Here is a 15,736-nt window from a genome sequence, read left to right on the forward strand (position 1 = left end):
GCAGGGTCTTCGTGGCCCTCAGGGTCTGCGCGGTCCGCAGGGCCCCAAGGGCGACACCGGTCCGCAGGGCCCCAAGGGCGCCGACGGCAAGGACGGCAAGGACGGCAAGGACGGCGCCCCGGGTAAGGACGGCGCCACCGGCCCGCAGGGTCCCAAGGGCGACCCGGGCAAGGACGGCGCTCCCGGTCGCGACGGCGTCGCCGGCATCACCGCCAAGCATCAGGACTTCAACTTCGGCATTGGCGGCGGCTCGGTGCAGCTGACCTGCGACGGCGGTTACGCCACGGGTGGCGGGTTCACCGGCACGAAGGTCATCGGCGAGATCACCACCAACGGCCCGATCCTCGCCGGTAGCAAGCCCACTGGCTGGCAGGTCGGCGGCACCTCCACCAGGGGCACCGCGTACGTGATCTGCGCAGGCGCCGGCGGCGGTGGCAACAACGCTCGCAGCAACACGAACGAGACCGCCGAGGACAACGGCGGGAACAAGAAGCCCGGTTCGGAGAGGGCCCAGCAGTCCGGCTCCGACAGTGCTTCCGAGAGCTGATCCGGCGGGGACGCTCGTCTGAGGCGCCCAGTCGAGAGGTGGTGGAGTCCGTGGGGGCTCCACGACGCTCACGTCCCGGACCGCTTCCTTGACCGCTCGAACTCACTGGTAGCGGAGATGCGCATACGTGATGTTCGGGATGACAACCGGCATATCTACCTGCGCGTGATTCACATGTACAACTTCTGTGTTCCAGGCGCTCCATGCGCCTCAGAAAGGGAAGTCCCGTGGCTATCAAGTTGCCGGGCGGACGCACGATCGGCCTGATGACGGCTGGTGCTCTGGCTGGATCGGTCCTGGTTCTGGGTGGTGCGGCCACCGCTTCGTCGGCGAGTGACGCCGCCTTCTACGCGTGTGTGAACAAGAGCACGCGGTACATGCGCCTGGTGAACGCCACGACGACGTGTAAGACGACCGAGACCAAGGTGTCGTGGAACAGGACCGGTCCGCAGGGTCCGGTGGGGATCGGCGGCACCGGTCCGCAGGGTCCCGCCGGTCCGCAGGGTCTTCGTGGCCCTCAGGGTCTGCGCGGTCCGCAGGGTCCCAAGGGCGACACCGGTCCGCAGGGCCCTAAGGGCGCCGACGGCAAGGACGGCGCCACCGGCCCCCAAGGCCCGAAGGGGGACGACGGCAAGCAGGGTCCCAAGGGTGACGACGGCCCGCGCGGCCCGCAGGGTGAGAAGGGCGAGCGCGGCCCCGAGGGCCCGAAGGGCGACACGGGTCCTCGTGGCCTGCCCGGCGAGGACGGCAAGCCCGGCAAGGACGGCAAGGACGGCGAGCGTGGTCCGGCCGGTGCGCCGGGCCCCAAGGGCGCCGACGGCAAGGACGGCGCCCCCGGCAAGGACGGGAAGGACGGCAAGAGCGCCTGCGAAATCTGGAAGAAGAGCGCCTGCAGCTCCAAGGACGAGGCGGACTTCCTCAAGTGGCTCAAGGGCCAGGGCGGCAGCGGCGGCGACGCGCCCGCCCTGAGCTCGCGGATGTCGAGCCAGTTCATCTCCGGAAACAGCGGGACCGCCTCTTGCGGGGCGGACGAGACGGTAACCGGCGGCGGCTTCAAGCTCAGCTCGAGCAAGACCGTCACGGGCAGCTACATGAGCGGTAACGGCTGGAAAGTCGAGCTGACGGGCAACGGCGAGGGGAACGGCATCGTCTACGCCATCTGCACCAAGATCTCGTAAGAGCGGCCCGGTGGAGTCCGTGGGGGCTCCACCGGACGCGCCGCCCATGCTTGCCGTACGCGACGAGGCGTTGGCGTACGGCACTGCGAAGGCCCTTCCGGAGGGGTTACCGGAAGGGCCTTTGTCGGTTCCTGGAGCGGTCGCCGGCTCCGGAGCCTAAGGTGTCCGATCATGACCGAGCCCTCCTACGTGCAGGCCGCCCGGGCGGCCTACGACGCGATCGCCGCGGACTACGCCGATCGCCTCCGGCACCAGTTGGACGACAAGCCGTTCGAGCGCGCGATGCTCGGCGTGTACGCCGAGATCGTTCGGGCGTCGGGCGTTCCGGGGCCGGTGGCCGACGTCGGCTGCGGGCCCGGCCGGATCACGGCACACCTGCACGCGCTCGGCCTGGACGTCTTCGGTGTCGACCTGTCGCCGGAAATGATCACGGTGGCCCGGTGCGACCATCCGGGCCTGCGGTTCGAGGAGGGGGCGATGGCGGCCCTGGACATCGCCGACGAGACCCTCTGCGGCGTCGTCGCCTGGTATTCGATCATTCACACTCCGCCCGAGCGGCAGCCGGCGGTGCTGGCCGAGTTCCATCGTGTGCTGGCCCCGGGCGGGCATCTGCTGCTCGCCTTCCAGGTCGGTGACGAGCCCTTCCACGCGGCGGAGGTGTTCGGCCGGCAGGTCGCGCTCGACTTCCACCGCCTGTCGCCGGACAGGGCGGCGACAATGCTGGCCGAGGCGGGATTGCCGCTGGTCGCGCACCTGACGACAGAGCGCCGCGAATTCGAGCGAACCCCTCAGGCGTACCTGATCGCCCGCAAACCAGCGACCACCTGAGCGAACGCTCAGGGGAGCAACGTCAGCGCGAGGCAGTGACGAGGGCGGATGACGGAGAAATCCCGCCGGTCGAGAGTGGCGTACCTCAGGCGACCTTCACCGAGTGATCTCCGAAGTCGGCCACCACGTCAAGCCTTCCTCCCAGTGCCACCACATAGGAACGAAGCGTGTCGAGTCCGCCGATCTGGCCATGTTCGATTTGGGAGACTCGTGCCTGGCTCACGCCCATCCGTTCCGCGAGAAGTTTCTGTGACACTCCCAGGCGCTTGCGCATCTCCGCCAGCTGAGCCCCGCGCAACTCTGCGCGCAGTTGCTCGCGGCTGGCCTCCCGGGCGGCGACCCGTTCCGGCGAGTCCCAGTCAGGGTCGATCTCCCGAATGCGGGCCTTGGTGTCGGACCACTTCACGAACTCGCTCATCCCAGTTCCTCCTCCTTCTCGGCACGGTATGCGGCATAGCGTGCTTCCGCCAGGGGGATCGCCGTTCGATACCAGCGGTTCCATTCTCCTGACTTGTCCCCGGCGACCAGCACTATCGCCTCCCTGGTCGGATCGAAGACGAACAGCAGGCGGATCTCACTGTCACCAGGCACACGGGGGCGGAGTTCCTTCAAATTGTGCAGGACGCGCGAGTGGTGGATCCGATCGACCAGAGGGCGGCCGAGCTTCGGCGTGCAGGGTGATTTCCCAGGCCATGCAGGCAATATAATACATCCTTATATCATTGGCCGGTGTTTTCGGTCTCGGCCGGGAGGGGGGAAGGGCGGTAGCGGCCGGAGAGGCGGGCGAGTTTAATGCTGAGATGCAGGCTCAGCCGCTCCTCGCCGTCTCTGAGGTCGGTCTCCGCCAGTTCCTCGACCCGGCGAAGGCGGTAGTAAAGCGACGTACGGTGCAGGCGGAGCCGGCGGGAGACGGCCTGGGCGTTGCCGGCGAGGTCGAGGTAGATCTCCAGCGTCTCCAGCAGCGGCCGGTGCTGGGCTTCGTCCAGCAGCCGTGCCAGCCCCGGATGGAGGTTGCCGTGCGGCACTCCGGACAGCATGCGGTAGACGCCGAGGCGGCCCCACTCCGCCGAGCGCCCGAACTCCGGCACCTTCGCGACGACCTCGGCGGCGTGCAACGCCTCCTCGTACGACTCGGCCGCGAGGGAGAGCGATGGGCGCGGCGAGCCGGTCCCGACCAGGACCGGCGTCCCGAGGGCTGCGTGCATCTCCTCGGGGAAGGCGCGGGTGCCCGCGGTGAGCAGTACGGCATGGTCGTAGCGGACCAGGTGCAGAGGGTGGTGCCTGGCCAGGCGCCGCCGCAGGGCCAGCAGCCCGCGCTCCAGCGTCAGCCGCAGGGTCTCGTCGGCCCCGCCGTGCACGGGCTTGGCGACCGCCACGGTCACGGGCGTGCCGTGGGGGAACGCGCCCGCCTCGATCAGGGTCCTGCCGGCGTCGGGCTCGCGCAGCAGCAGGCCGGTGACGGCTTCCAGTTCGCGGCGCGAGGCGAGCTCGGAGGCCAGGCTCTCGTGGAACAGGGTCAGGGCGAGGGTGGGCGCGGCCTCCGCCGCGACGGCGATCTCCGGCTCGGTCATGGCCGGGGCCGCGTCGATGAACCAAAGGAAGCCGAGCGGCAGGCCGTCGTGCCGTACGGGGACGCAGACCCGCGGCAGCAGCCCCAGCTCCGGGGCGCCGGGCGTGCGCAGCGGCTCGGTCGCCTCGTGGATGCCCGTGGAGCGCAGGAAGTCGCGCACGTCGGGGGTGGTGTGGCGGCGCAGGATCGAGTGGCGGCGGACGTCGTCCATGGGCCCGTCCTGCTCGCTGTAGGCGACGACGCGCTGGCGGCCGTCCTCGAGCAGCAGAGGTCTTTCGAGGCGAAGGGCGAGGTCGTCCACGATTCGCTGCAGATCCACCACTCGGCCTCCACCTGGACGCTTCGACATATGTAGGAGAAGGGCCCGTTCGTCTTCCCTACAAGTGACCGATGATCTGCGTCAATAGTCTCTATAGCGTCATAATTCGTGAAACTCTCAAAAACGCTGTTCCCGGGCATACTGGCGGCCATCGCGCTCGCCCCGCTCGCGTGGACGGCGGCTCCCGCCTCCGCGGCCCCCGGTGGAGACCCCGATCACCCCTGGCGCCGTGACCACTGGCCCCAGATCCAGCCCTGGCAGCGCGACGAGCCGGACGAGGCTCAGGCCCTGCACGGCCGCGCGTCTCGCGTCGTCGCGCCGATCGATCCGCAGAACTGGAAGAACCCCGACCACATGACGTGGGCGGACTACAAGAAGATCCCGGGCACCGACTGGGCGAACCCCGCCAATAAGGGCTCCACGCGCACCTTCAAGGGCGCGCTGGTGCTGGTGGACTACCCGAACCAGCCGTTCGTGGTCACCCAGCCGCAGAACTCGACGGTCTTCGGCAACCCCAGCGCCGAGGCCCACGACATCCCGCGTGACAAGGTCGCCAAGTTCTACCAGGACTTCCTCAACACCCCGAACCAGCTCAACAAGGGCCACACCCTGCACGAGTACTGGATGGAGGACTCCGGCGGCCGGTACGGCGTCGAACTCACCGCGTTCGGCCCGTACCGTATGCCGGGCAAGTCGCACGAGTACGCGATGGAGTACCAGCGCGACGCCTGCCCGGCGGGGGACAGCTGCAACAAGAACCTGCGCGCCGACGGCAACGCCGCCTGGCTCGCCGACGTCGGCAAGGACGTCGCCTCTCAGTTCGACTTCGTCTTCTACCTGAGCGCCGGCCAGGACGAGTCGTCGACCTGGCAGGAGTTCGGCATGATGAAGTTCCCCACCAAGGAGGCCGTCACCGACGACTTCGGGCCGCCGGACCCGAACCTGCCCAACTGGTCCAAGACCCGCTATGTGGAATGGACGTCCTGGGCCGCAGGCTCGACGTTCTGGCCCAACGCGAACATCGGCGTCGACTCCGTCCAGGCCGAGAGCTCCGGCCAGGGGGTCTTCGCCCACGAGTTCAGCCACATCCTCGGCGTCCTGGACAACTACAACAACCCGTACGGCAACCCGCCGGTCCGGGCCTACACCGGCATCTGGGAGATGCTCAGCCGCGGCAGCTTCAACGGTCCAGGCGGCCCGCACAGCCGCTGGCTGATCCCGCCCACGGCGGGTGCGTCGATGGGCGCCCAGCACATGCTGCGCAACAAGATCAAGCTGGGCATGGTCGACGAGGACAACGTCCTGCGCCTGTCGCGTGAGGCGCTCCGCGACTCCGGCCTGGTGGTCGCCAAGGTGACCGCACGCGAGATCCAGCCGGGCGAGGGCGGGCTGACCGGCGTCAACATCTCCTTCGACACCGGCGACAAGTCCACCGGGTCGTGCAGCCAGCGGACCAACCCGCTCTGCGACGGCGGCGGCTACGACAACTACACCGTCGAGGTCGTCGACCGGATCGGCAGCGACTCCTTCACCCCCGACTCCGGCGTGCTGCTGGCCAAGACCAAGAACCAGGACCGGGCGCCGTTCGAGTGGGTGATCGACGCCAACCCGCAGGACATCAACATGACCGACTACGTGCTGCCCGACGGCACCAAGGTCCCGATCACGATCGGCGACTACCGGCAGCTCGCCGACGCCCTCTTCCACGCGGGCACCGACTCGGGCAGCCAGTACGAGTACGTCGACGAGGTCAACCGCCTGCACTTCTACGTCACCGACGTGCAGCGCGACGCCAAGGGGATCCTGTCGTACACGGTGGCGATCAAGTCCCTCGACGGCGCGGGCCCGCAGAAGCGGGGCGTGAAGCTGCTGCCGGGCGCGGGCGTCCCCGCCGCCCAGAAGGGCGTGTCGATGTGCAGCTTCCCGCTGTTCAACACCGGCAAGGCCGCCTCCGCCCAGGGGCAGCACCCCGAGGACGTCAGCGCGTACCTGAACAGTGACGTCTACCGGCTGAAGGCCGAGGTCGAAGGGAACGGCTGGACCACGATCACGCCCAACGCCCTCGCGGCCGTCGACTTCGGCGGCAAGCGGACCGTCACCGTCTTCGCCCAGCAGTCCGCGGGCGACAGCCGTCACGCCACGGTGAAGCTCACGGCCACCTCCGAGAGCGACCCGTCCACGACGATGACCGCCACCTGCCACGTCAACGCCGTCTGACGGCACGCGAGAGGCGGGCAGGCCGTGTGACATGAGAAGGGCCCTTCCGGACGATCCGTCCGGAAGGGCCCTTTCACTCGATCAGAATCAGCCGAAGATGCGAGGCAGCGCGGACGCGTGGACCTCGCGGAGCTCCTCGACCGGGACGTCGAGGACGCCCTCGACCGTGAGCGCGGAACCGCCGGTGAGGCCGAGCCCGGAGCAGGGGACCTCGTGGCGGGCGCACAGGTCGGCGAGGGCGTCGAACGCCTCGGGCCGCACGCACACCAGCGCCCGCGCGGCCGACTCGCTGAACAGCTCGACGAAGGCGTCCTCGCCCGGCAGGGTCACCGTGCAGCCGACGCCCTGGGCCAGGCACGACTCCGCCAGGGCGACCGCGAGACCGCCGTCGGACAGGTCGTGCGAGCCCTCCAGCAGCCCGCGGGCCGCCGCCTCGGTCAGCACCGCCGCCAGGCCGCGCTCGGCCTCCAGGTCCGCCTGCGGGGGCAGGCCGCCCAGGTGGCCGTGGACGACGTGCGCCCACTCCGAGCCGCCGAACTCCTCGCGGGTCTCGCCCAGCAGGAGGACGCGCAGGCCGGGAGCGGTGAAGCCGGGCCTGACCCGCTGCGCCACGTCGTCGATCACGCCGAGCACGCCGACCACCGGCGTCGGGTTGATCGCGGTCGAGCCGGTCTGGTTGTAGAACGACACGTTGCCGCCGGTCACCGGCACGCCCAGGGTCCGGCAGGCGTCGGCGAGCCCGCGTACGGCCTCGGAGAACTGCCACATGACCTCGGGGTCCTCCGGCGAGCCGAAGTTGAGGCAGTTGGTGACGGCCAGCGGCTTCGCGCCGGTCACCGCCACGTTGCGGTACGCCTCCGCCAGCGCGAGCTGGGCTCCCGTGTACGGGTCGAGCTTGGCGTAGCGGCCGTTGCCGTCGGTGGCGAGCGCGATGCCACGCGTGGTCTCCTGCGCGCCCGGCATGGCCTCGGAGATGCGCAGCATGCCGGAGTCGGCGGGCTGGGCCAGCACCGTGTTGCCCCGGACGTACCGGTCGTACTGGGAGGTCACCCACTCCTTGGACCCGAGGTTGGGCGAGCCGAGCAGGGTGAGCAGGGTCTCCCGCAGGTCCTCGGGCCTCGGCAGGCGCTCGGGACCGTCGGCGTTGAGCGCCGCCTGCCCGGCGGGCTCGTGGAACGGGCGCTCGTAGACCGGGCCCTCGTCGGCGGCCGTGCCCGGCGGGATGTCGACGATGACCTCGCCGTCCCACGTCATCACGAGCCTGCCGGTGTCGGTGACCTCGCCGATCACGGTCGCCGGGACGTCCCACTTGTCGCAGATCGCCATGAAGGCCGCGATGTCGTCGGGCGTGACGACCGCCATCATGCGCTCCTGCGACTCGCTCATCAGGATCTCCTCGGGCCGCAGCGTGGGATCGCGCAGCGGGACGAGGTTGAGGTTCACCTCCATGCCACCGGTGCCCTTGGCGGCCAGCTCGGTCGTGGCGCAGGACACCCCGGCCGCGCCGAGGTCCTGGATGCCGACGACCACGTCCGCCTGGTACAGCTCCAGGCAGCACTCGATGAGCAGCTTCTCCATGAACGGGTCGCCGACCTGCACGGCGGGCCGCTTGGCCTGCGACTCGTCCTCGAAGGTGGCCGACGCCAGCACCGACGCCCCGCCGATGCCGTCCGCGCCGGTCCTGGCGCCGAACAGCACGACCTTGTTGCCGGGGCCGGGCGCGGTGGCCAGCTTGATCTGGTCCTTGCGCAGCAGGCCGACGCACAGGGCGTTGACCAGCGGGTTGCCGATGTAGCAGGGGTCGAAGACGACCTCGCCGCCGATGTTGGGCAGGCCGAGGCAGTTGCCGTAGTGGCTGATGCCCTCGACCACGCCCGGCAGCACGCGGCGCGTGTCGGGCTGGTCGGCCCCGCCGAAGCGCAGCGAGTCCATGACCGCGACCGGCCGGGCGCCCATCGACATGATGTCGCGCACGATGCCGCCGACGCCGGTCGCGGCGCCCTGGTGCGGCTCGACGTACGACGGGTGGTTGTGGGATTCGATCTTGAAGGTGGCGGCCCAGCCGTCGCCGATGTCGACCACACCGGCGTTCTCGCCCATGCCGACGAGCAGGGCCTCCGACTCGGGCGCCTTGGTCCCGAACTGCCGCAGGTGCACCTTGGACGACTTGTAGGAGCAGTGCTCGCTCCACATCACCGAGTAGATCGCCAGCTCGGAGCTGGTCGGCCGGCGCCCGAGGATCTCGCGTACGCGCTGGTACTCGTCGTCCTTCATGCCCAGCTCGGCGTACGGCTGGCGCTCGTCCGGCGTCTCCTGCGCGCGCCTGACGCTGTCGAGAGTGCTCACGCGTTCACCAGCCGCTTCAGGATGGAGGTGAAGAAACCGCGGCCGTCCACGCTCGGCGCGCCGGTCAGGTCCTCGACCGCGTGCTCGGGGTGGGGCATGAGGCCGACGATGTTCCCGGCCTCGTTGGTGATCCCGGCGATGTCGTTGAGCGAGCCGTTCGGGTTGCCGCCCGCGTAGCGGAAGACCACCCGGCCCTCGCCCTCCAGCGCCGCCAGCGTCGCCGCGTCGGCCACGTAACGGCCTTCGCCGTGCTTGATCGGCAACACGATCTCCTGGCCGTCCGCGAAGTCCGCCGTCCACGCCGTACGCGTGCTCTCCACGCGGATGCGCTGGTCGCGGCAGATGTAGTGGAGACCCTCGTTGCGGGTCAGCGCGCCCGGCAGCAGGTGCGCCTCGCAGAGGATCTGGAAGCCGTTGCAGGTGCCGAGCACGGGCAGCCCGGCCTGGGCGGCCGGGATCAGCTCGGTCATGAGAGGGGAGAACCGGGAGATCGCCCCGCAGCGAAGATAGTCGCCGTAGGAGAACCCGCCGGGCAGGAAGACGGCGTCGACTCCCTTGAGGTCGTGATCGGCGTGCCACAGGGGCACCGCCTCCGCTCCGGCCAGCCGTACGGCTCGCGCGGCGTCCTGGTCGTCGAGTGTTCCGGGGAAGGTGACGACGCCCACCCGGGCAGCGCTCATGACAGTTTTCCCTCCAAGGCGCACGCCACCGTCATCTGGCCGGACGGCGGTCTGTGGCGGTACACCTCAGGGTATCGGAGCCGCCAAATCGGCTCCCCCCGCGGAGGCCCACTTCCGATCACCTGTCACGCCGGGGCTCCCCGAGCCCGGCGTGACGCGGAGCCGGGATCCTCAGACCCCGGCGAGGTGGCGATCGAGAGTGAGGTGGTGGGCGATGGCGTCCTCGTCCCAGTCGAGTTCCTTGGACAGGCGCACGGTCGTGCCGCGCCCCGGGGTGATGTCGAACGAGAGATCGTCCACGACGGCGCGCATGATCAGGATGCCCCGGCCGTTCTCGGTCTCCGCCGGCGGATACTGGCGGGGGATCATGTGCAGCCCCTCGCCTTCGTCGGCGACGCGCAGCTCACAGCGGCCGTTGCCAATGGTGGCCATGACCTCGTAGCGGTTGGCGGGACCACCATGCCGCACCGCGTTGGCGCACGCCTCGGATGTGGCCAGGAGTATGTCGGACACGCACTCCTCGGTCACCCCGAGAGACCGCAGCGCGTCTCCCACCACGCGGCGGACCATCGGGATGCCGATCGCGTCCCGTGGCATCGCCAGTGAGAACTCAATATCCACCGGACCCCTCCCCGGTGTCGAAGGTCACCAAGGTAGGCTTCCCCGATGAATCAGGGCTAACCGCAAAATCACGTCCTCGTTATTCAGGACGCACCTCATAGGCGGGTTCGAGACGGACCGATGCCTGATTAGGGGTAGACAAGCTGCGGGAACAGTGGTGTGAAATGCGCCACTTCACTCCTCGACGCGGATCGAGAAGTCCTCGATGACCGTGTTCGCGAGGAGGGTTTCGGCCATCTTTCGGACATCCGAAAGCGCGGCCTCGTCGGCCGGGCCGTCCAGCTCCAGCTCGAACCGCTTGCCCTGCCGCACCCCGGACACCCCGGAGAAGCCGAGTCGCGGCAGCGCCCTGGCGATCGCCTGGCCCTGCGGGTCGAGGATCTCCGGCTTGAGCATGACGTCGACGATGACGCGCGCCACGATGTTTCCTCCAATTCGAATGAGGGCCCGCCGGTCCGGGAAAGGTCCGCCCGTTCGGGGGTCCGCCTGGGTCAAGCCTAGTGCCGCCCCGTCGTCACGCCCGCGACGGGCCGGGCGCCGCGCCGAGCGGTGCCCGAAGCGGGCGCCCGGCCGGTTCCCGCGGCCGGCCCGATGCCCCGCTCAGTTCCTGCGCCCCGGCGGGACGAATTCGTCCAGGGACAGGGCGAGCCACAACTCCAGGCGGTCGCGCGCCTTGCCGAGGTCGCGCCCGCAGACGCGCTCGGCCGTCTGCAGGCGGGCCCGCATCGTGTTCCTGTGCACGCCGAGACGCCGCGCCGCCGCCTCGACGCTCGCGCCGCAGTCGAGGAAGGTCCGGACGGAGGGGACGAGGGCGCCGCCGTGCCGCAGATCGTGCTCCCGCAGCGGCTTGAGCACCACGTCGGCGAAGCGGGCCACGCCCTCGGGGTCCAAGGCGTCGCGCAGCAGCGCCCATGGCTCGAGGTCGTCGACGTGCGTGTATCCCGGGCCAGCCGCGAGGGCCGTCGCGTGCCGTACGGCGGACGGGATCTCGCCGATGTCCCGCGCGCCGCACGCTCCCGCGGAGATGTCCAGGCCGGTGAGCGCGCCCAGCCGTTCGACCAGGGCGGGGCCGAGCCGGGGATCGGTCTGCGGCACCACCAGGAGCAGCCCGCCGGCGCGCGGGCAGACGAACACGGTCTCCTCGGCGGCCGGGTCTCCCATGACGTCGCTCAGCGCGTCCAGCGCGGGATCGGCCAGCGCCGGGGCCTCGCCCTCCGTACGGGCCACGGCCACGATCACCTCGTACGGCGGTGGCGGCATGGGGCAGATCTCGGCGAGCCGGCCGGCCGTGAACAGCGGTGCCGCCGGGCCCGCACCGGTCGCGGCACGATCGGCGGCGGCGCGATCGACGGCACAGCCGAGAGCGGCGCTGCCGAGGACGGCGCTGTCGAGGACGGCGCTCAGCACGGCGGCGCGCTGGGCGTGCGCGCGGGCGCGGGCCCGGTGCAGCCCCACCAGTTCGATCGCCAGCAGGCTCGCCGCCTGGTTGGCCAGGATCCTGGTGTGCCACTCGGTCGACGCGCCGCGCAGGGCGAGCCAGCCGCGGGGCGGCCCGGTGAAGCCGAGGCTCTGCACCTGGAGGACCCGGTCGCCCTTGTCGATCACCATGGAGCCCCGGGGCCCGGTGAGCTGGCCGACCGCCTCCGCGGCCTCCGCGTGCCACGGCCGGGCTCCCTCCGGATGGGACACGCGGGGCCGTCCCCGGGGATCGAGCAGGAGCGTCTCGCAGTCGGTGTGCTCGGCGAGCGCGCGGAGGATGCCGAGCGAGCCGTGCCGCAGCGCGGCGCGGGCCATCGCCTCCTGCGCCGCAGCCGCCCGCCGCTCGCCGCGGACCCGCTCGTCGGCGTGCCAGCGGGCCACGGCCTCCGTCACGGCGACGAACGGCGTCCTGCCGGTGACCTCAAGCAGGGGCAGCCCGAGGCGGGCCGCGGTCTCGACGATCTCGGGGGGTATCTCGGTCAGGTGCTCGTCCAGCGCGAAGGCCAGGGCGGCGCAGCCCGCCCCGCTCAGCCGCTCGACGTACTCGGCGCGCCCGCGTGCCGACGCGGGCAGCCCGAGCCCGACCGTCATGACCAGCTCGCCGCCGCGCAGCCAGGGCACCGGATCGGCCAGCTCGGTCACGTGGGCCCACCTCACGTGGTTGCCCAGCCCGTCGCGGCCGGCGAGCAGGGTGATCTCCAGCATCGGCATGGCCAGCACGTCGGCGACGGTGAGCGGCATGACCTCTCCTGTGCGCTTCGCCCGAGAAAGCCCCGACGATAGTGCACATCGCCCGCAGTGCTCGCGTCTGACCTGGTCTTACGGTCTCTCCAACCCCCAACCCACCGGAGGACCTCATGGACCGACGAACTCCCCGCCGGGCCGCGTTCGCGGCCTTCATCGGCACCACGATCGAGTGGTACGACTTCTACGTCTACGCGACCGCCGCCGCCCTCGTCTTCGGGCACGTCTTCTTCCCGGCGTCCACCGATCCGCTGGTCGGCGTCATGGCGGCGTTCGCGACGTACGCCGTCGGGTTCTTCGCGCGTCCCCTGGGCGGCGTGGTGTTCGGCCACTTCGGCGACCGGCTGGGCCGCAAGTCGGCCCTGGTCGTCACGCTGCTGATGATGGGCGTGGCCACCTTCGCCGTCGGACTGCTGCCCACCTACGCCTCCGTCGGAGCGGCGGCCCCCGCGCTGCTGGTGCTGCTGCGGTTCGTCCAGGGTCTCGCCGTCGGCGGCGAGTGGGGCGGGGCCGCGCTGATGGCGGTCGAGCACGCCCCGGAGGGGAAGAAGACCTTCTACGGCTCGTTCGCCCAGCTCGGCAACTCCGCGGGCGCCCTGCTCGCGACCGGGGCGTTCAGCCTGATGACCTCGCTCGGCGACGAGGCCCTGCGCGAGTGGGCCTGGCGGGTGCCGTTCCTGGTCTCGGCGGTCCTGGTGCTCGTCGGCATGTTCATCCGGCTGCGGGTGGAGGAGTCGCCGGTCTTCGAGCAGGTCAGGCAGCGGCGCGAGAGCGCGCCCGCGGCCGCCGCGGAGCTGCCGATCAGGGCGGCGCTGCGGTCGTCGTGGCGGCCCGTGCTGCTCGGCATCGGGGCGCTCCCCGTGGCCATCGGCGGCTACTACATCGCGACGACCTTCCTGCTCGCGTACGCGACCGGCGCGGACGTCGGCGTCGAGGAGCAGGTGGTGCTCAACGGGCTCAGCTTCGCCGCGTTCGTCGAACTCGTCGCCACGCTCGCCATCTCGTGGCTCGGCGACAGGGTCGGCGGGCGCCGCGTGGTGATCGTGGGGCTGGTCGCCGTGGCCCTGCTGGCGGTGCCGCAGTTCACGGTGATGGGGACGCGCAACACGGTCCTCATCTTCCTGATGCTGGGCCTCATGCGCCTGGCCATGTCCGCGACGTACGGGCCTATGGCCACGCTGCTCGCGGAGATGTTCCCCCCGAACGTCCGCTACACGGGCATGTCGCTGTCCTACCAGGTGGCCGGGGCGATCTTCGGCGGGCTCTCGCCGCTGGCGGCGACCGCCCTCGTCAAGGCCGGCGGCGGGGGGCCCGCGCCCGCCATCGGGCTGCTGATCGGGATGTGCCTGCTCAGCGTGGTCTGCCTGGCCGCCGCGCCGCGCCACCGCGACACCCCGGCCGTCCCCGGCGTTTCCGCCGTCTCCCAGTGATCCAGTAGTTGGAGGAGTCTTGTCCGCGATCGTCATCACCAACGCCAAGGTCCGCACCATGGACCCCGGTACGCCCAGGGGAGAGGCCCTGGCCGTACGCGACGGCCGCATCCTCGCCGTCGGCCGGGACGCGGACGTGTCGGCCGTGGCCGGACCCGGCGCCGAGGTGATCGACGCCGGCGGCCGCACGGTGCTGCCGGGGTTCATCGACCCGCACAACCACCTGCTGTCCACGGCCGAGTCGCTGGTGTCCGTCGACGCCCGCTACCCGGCCGTGGGGAGCGCCGCCGACCTGGTGGCGGTGATCGCCGCGGAGGCGGAGCGTACGCCGCCGGGCCAGTGGATCAGGGCGTTCGGCATGGACGACGCGAAGTTCCCCGGGGGCCGGCCCTCCCGGCGCGACCTGGACGAGGCGACGACCGAGCACCCGGTGATCGTCTATCACGTCTCCGGCCACCACGCCGTGGTCAACTCCGCCGCGCTGGCGTGGCGGGGCATCACCGCGGACGTGCCCGACCCGGTCGGCGGCGCCTTCCTGCGCGACGAGGGCGGCCGGCTCACCGGGATGGTGCTGGACTCCGCGATGCAACTGCTGCTGCCGACCGCCGTGGACATCGGCTGCCACGGCCCCAACTTCCACACCGATCTCCCGGCGGAGCAGCTGCTGTCCTGGCTCGCCGCCGCCGGGGAGAGGTACCTGTCGGCGGGACTCACGACGGTGTGCGACCCCCAGGTGTCCCGCCGGGAGCTGTCGATCTACCGGGCCGCGCACGCCGCGGGCACGCTGCCGGTCCGCACGGTCTGCATGCCCCTGTCGCACATGCTGGACGACCTGGCCGCGCTCGGCCTGGCCGGTCCCTTCGGCGACGACATGCTGCGCCTGGGCGCGATGAAGTTCTACTGCGACGGCACGCTGCTCGGCGGCACCGCCCTGTTCAGCGAGCCGTACGGCGAGGGCGGCCAGTTCACCGGCTCCACCTATCACCGGCCCGAGCGCCTCACGGACCTCGTCCGCCGGGCCGCCGAGGCGGGCTGGCAGGTCGGCATCCACACGCAGGGCGATCTCGCGATGGCCTACACGCTCGACGCGATCAAGGCCGCGGTGGCCGTGTCGGGGGACGACGCCCGGCCGCGCATCGAGCACTGCGGCCACCCGACCCCCGACCAGGTGCGCGATTTCGCCGCGCTCGGCGTGATCCCGGTCAACCAGCCGAACTTCCTGTACGACAGCGGCAGGGATTTCGTACGGCGGCTGGGGGAGCGCCGCGCCCACCGGCTCCAGCCGATGCGCGAGGAGATCGACGCCGGGCTCCGCCCGGTGCTGTCGAGCGACTCGTTCGTGTCCTCGCTGCGGCCGATGGAGACCGTGGCCAACGCCGTACGGCGGCGCACCCGGGAGGGCGACCCCATCGGCGCCGACCACGCCGTCACCCTGGACGAGGCGCTGCGCGCCCACACCGCCGACGCGGCGTACGCGCTGCGGATGGAGGACCGGATCGGCTCCCTGACGCCGGGCAAGCTGGCCGACGTCGTCGTCCTGGACCACGACCTCGACCGCCTCGGCGTGGACGAGCTGGCGGGGGTGGACGCGTGGCTGACGATGCTGGGCGGACGGGTGGTCCACCGCTCCTGAGGCGTGGCGCCGGGGGTGTGGCGTCGCACAGTCCGGGAATCGGAGAAGTGTGGACGGGCGGGCGGGGTCTTGCGCTGAGGGGTGTGAGTTCTGCCACGATGTCCCCATATGCGCCCGGTCGCCCACCCCAGCGGCCGTACGCCC

Annotated in this window: 13 protein-coding genes and 1 pseudogene; 6 read left to right on the forward strand and 8 right to left on the reverse strand. The window is 71.0% G+C overall.

Going from position 1 to position 15,736, the window contains the following annotated elements; all coding sequences use genetic code 11:
- From Msi02_RS44110 to Msi02_RS33240, 3 genes and pseudogenes are all read left to right on the forward strand, one after another.
- A pseudogene (locus Msi02_RS44110) lies at window positions 1-547 on the forward strand (hypothetical protein); the annotation flags it as partial.
- A gap of 227 nt (window positions 548-774) precedes the next feature.
- Window positions 775-1,725 (forward strand): collagen-like domain-containing protein, encoded by a 951-nt coding sequence (locus tag Msi02_RS33235; RefSeq protein ID WP_204051840.1) that lies wholly within the window; start codon window positions 775-777, stop codon window positions 1,723-1,725.
- 171 nt (window positions 1,726-1,896) lie between these two features.
- A complete protein-coding gene (locus Msi02_RS33240) occupies window positions 1,897-2,553 on the forward strand; it encodes a class I SAM-dependent methyltransferase (protein WP_204051841.1) in 657 nt (218 codons plus the stop codon).
- An 85-nt stretch (window positions 2,554-2,638) separates the two neighbouring features.
- On the opposite strand, the gene Msi02_RS33245 is transcribed toward Msi02_RS33240, so the two are convergent.
- Genes Msi02_RS33245 through Msi02_RS33255 form a run of 3 tightly spaced genes read right to left on the reverse strand, consistent with a single transcriptional unit; the run spans window position 2,639 to window position 4,442 of the window.
- On the reverse strand, window positions 2,639-2,971 hold the full coding sequence (locus Msi02_RS33245) for a helix-turn-helix domain-containing protein (protein ID WP_204051842.1): 333 nt from the start codon (window positions 2,969-2,971) through the stop codon (window positions 2,639-2,641).
- Window positions 2,968-3,255 carry a type II toxin-antitoxin system RelE/ParE family toxin gene (locus Msi02_RS33250; RefSeq protein ID WP_308441847.1) on the reverse strand — a complete coding sequence of 96 codons (288 nt, stop codon included), beginning with the start codon at window positions 3,253-3,255 and terminating at the stop codon, window positions 2,968-2,970. Before Msi02_RS33250 ends, Msi02_RS33245 begins: the two co-directional genes overlap by 4 nt.
- Before the next feature lie 17 nt (window positions 3,256-3,272).
- Complete coding sequence (locus Msi02_RS33255) at window positions 3,273-4,442, reverse strand: PucR family transcriptional regulator (protein ID WP_204051843.1); 1,170 nt, start codon at window positions 4,440-4,442, stop codon at window positions 3,273-3,275.
- 108 nt (window positions 4,443-4,550) lie between these two features.
- On the opposite strand from Msi02_RS33255, the gene Msi02_RS33260 reads away from it, so the two are divergent.
- Complete coding sequence (locus Msi02_RS33260; protein WP_239108948.1) at window positions 4,551-6,659, forward strand: M6 family metalloprotease domain-containing protein; 2,109 nt, start codon at window positions 4,551-4,553, stop codon at window positions 6,657-6,659.
- A gap of 87 nt (window positions 6,660-6,746) precedes the next feature.
- Here the strand turns inward: Msi02_RS33260 and purL are convergent, their stop codons facing one another.
- From purL to Msi02_RS33285, 5 genes are all read right to left on the reverse strand, one after another.
- Complete coding sequence (gene purL / locus Msi02_RS33265) at window positions 6,747-9,005, reverse strand: phosphoribosylformylglycinamidine synthase subunit PurL (RefSeq protein ID WP_204051844.1); 2,259 nt, start codon at window positions 9,003-9,005, stop codon at window positions 6,747-6,749.
- Window positions 9,002-9,685 carry a phosphoribosylformylglycinamidine synthase subunit PurQ gene (gene purQ, locus Msi02_RS33270; protein ID WP_204051845.1) on the reverse strand — a complete coding sequence of 228 codons (684 nt, stop codon included), beginning with the start codon at window positions 9,683-9,685 and terminating at the stop codon, window positions 9,002-9,004. The genes purL and purQ overlap by 4 nt, the downstream gene beginning before the upstream one ends.
- Window positions 9,686-9,856: 171 nt before the next feature.
- On the reverse strand, window positions 9,857-10,306 hold the full coding sequence (locus Msi02_RS33275; RefSeq protein ID WP_079315171.1) for an ATP-binding protein: 450 nt from the start codon (window positions 10,304-10,306) through the stop codon (window positions 9,857-9,859).
- Between the two features lie 174 nt (window positions 10,307-10,480).
- A complete protein-coding gene (gene purS, locus Msi02_RS33280) occupies window positions 10,481-10,726 on the reverse strand; it encodes a phosphoribosylformylglycinamidine synthase subunit PurS (protein ID WP_079315170.1) in 246 nt (81 codons plus the stop codon).
- 180 nt (window positions 10,727-10,906) lie between these two features.
- Window positions 10,907-12,526, reverse strand: a complete 1,620-nt coding sequence (locus tag Msi02_RS33285) for a PucR family transcriptional regulator (protein ID WP_204051846.1) — start codon at window positions 12,524-12,526, stop codon at window positions 10,907-10,909.
- A 116-nt stretch (window positions 12,527-12,642) separates the two neighbouring features.
- Here Msi02_RS33285 and Msi02_RS33290 point away from each other — a divergent pair, with 116 nt between their 5' ends.
- Both Msi02_RS33290 and Msi02_RS33295 read left to right on the forward strand, forming a co-directional pair.
- Entirely contained in the window at window positions 12,643-13,959 is a 1,317-nt protein-coding gene (locus tag Msi02_RS33290; protein ID WP_204051847.1) for an MFS transporter, read from the forward strand.
- A 19-nt stretch (window positions 13,960-13,978) separates the two neighbouring features.
- The gene (locus tag Msi02_RS33295; RefSeq protein WP_204051848.1) at window positions 13,979-15,592 is read left to right on the forward strand and encodes an amidohydrolase; all 1,614 of its coding nucleotides are present in this window, start codon (window positions 13,979-13,981) and stop codon (window positions 15,590-15,592) included.
- Window positions 15,593-15,736 lie beyond the last annotated feature (144 nt).

It is taken from the genome of Microbispora siamensis, assembly GCF_016863095.1.
Lineage (GTDB): Bacteria > Actinomycetota > Actinomycetes > Streptosporangiales > Streptosporangiaceae > Microbispora > Microbispora siamensis.

Excerpts from the sequence above, each read along its gene's own strand:
- Msi02_RS33240 (WP_204051841.1), top strand. The coding sequence starts at position 1,897 with ATGACCGAGCCCTCCTACGTGCAGGCCGCCCGGGCGGCCTACGACGCG.
- Msi02_RS33245 (WP_204051842.1), bottom strand. The coding sequence starts at position 2,971 with ATGAGCGAGTTCGTGAAGTGGTCCGACACCAAGGCCCGCATTCGGGAG.
- purQ (WP_204051845.1), bottom strand. The coding sequence starts at position 9,685 with ATGAGCGCTGCCCGGGTGGGCGTCGTCACCTTCCCCGGAACACTCGAC.
- Msi02_RS33285 (WP_204051846.1), bottom strand. The coding sequence starts at position 12,526 with ATGCCGCTCACCGTCGCCGACGTGCTGGCCATGCCGATGCTGGAGATC.
- Msi02_RS33290 (WP_204051847.1), top strand. The coding sequence starts at position 12,643 with ATGGACCGACGAACTCCCCGCCGGGCCGCGTTCGCGGCCTTCATCGGC.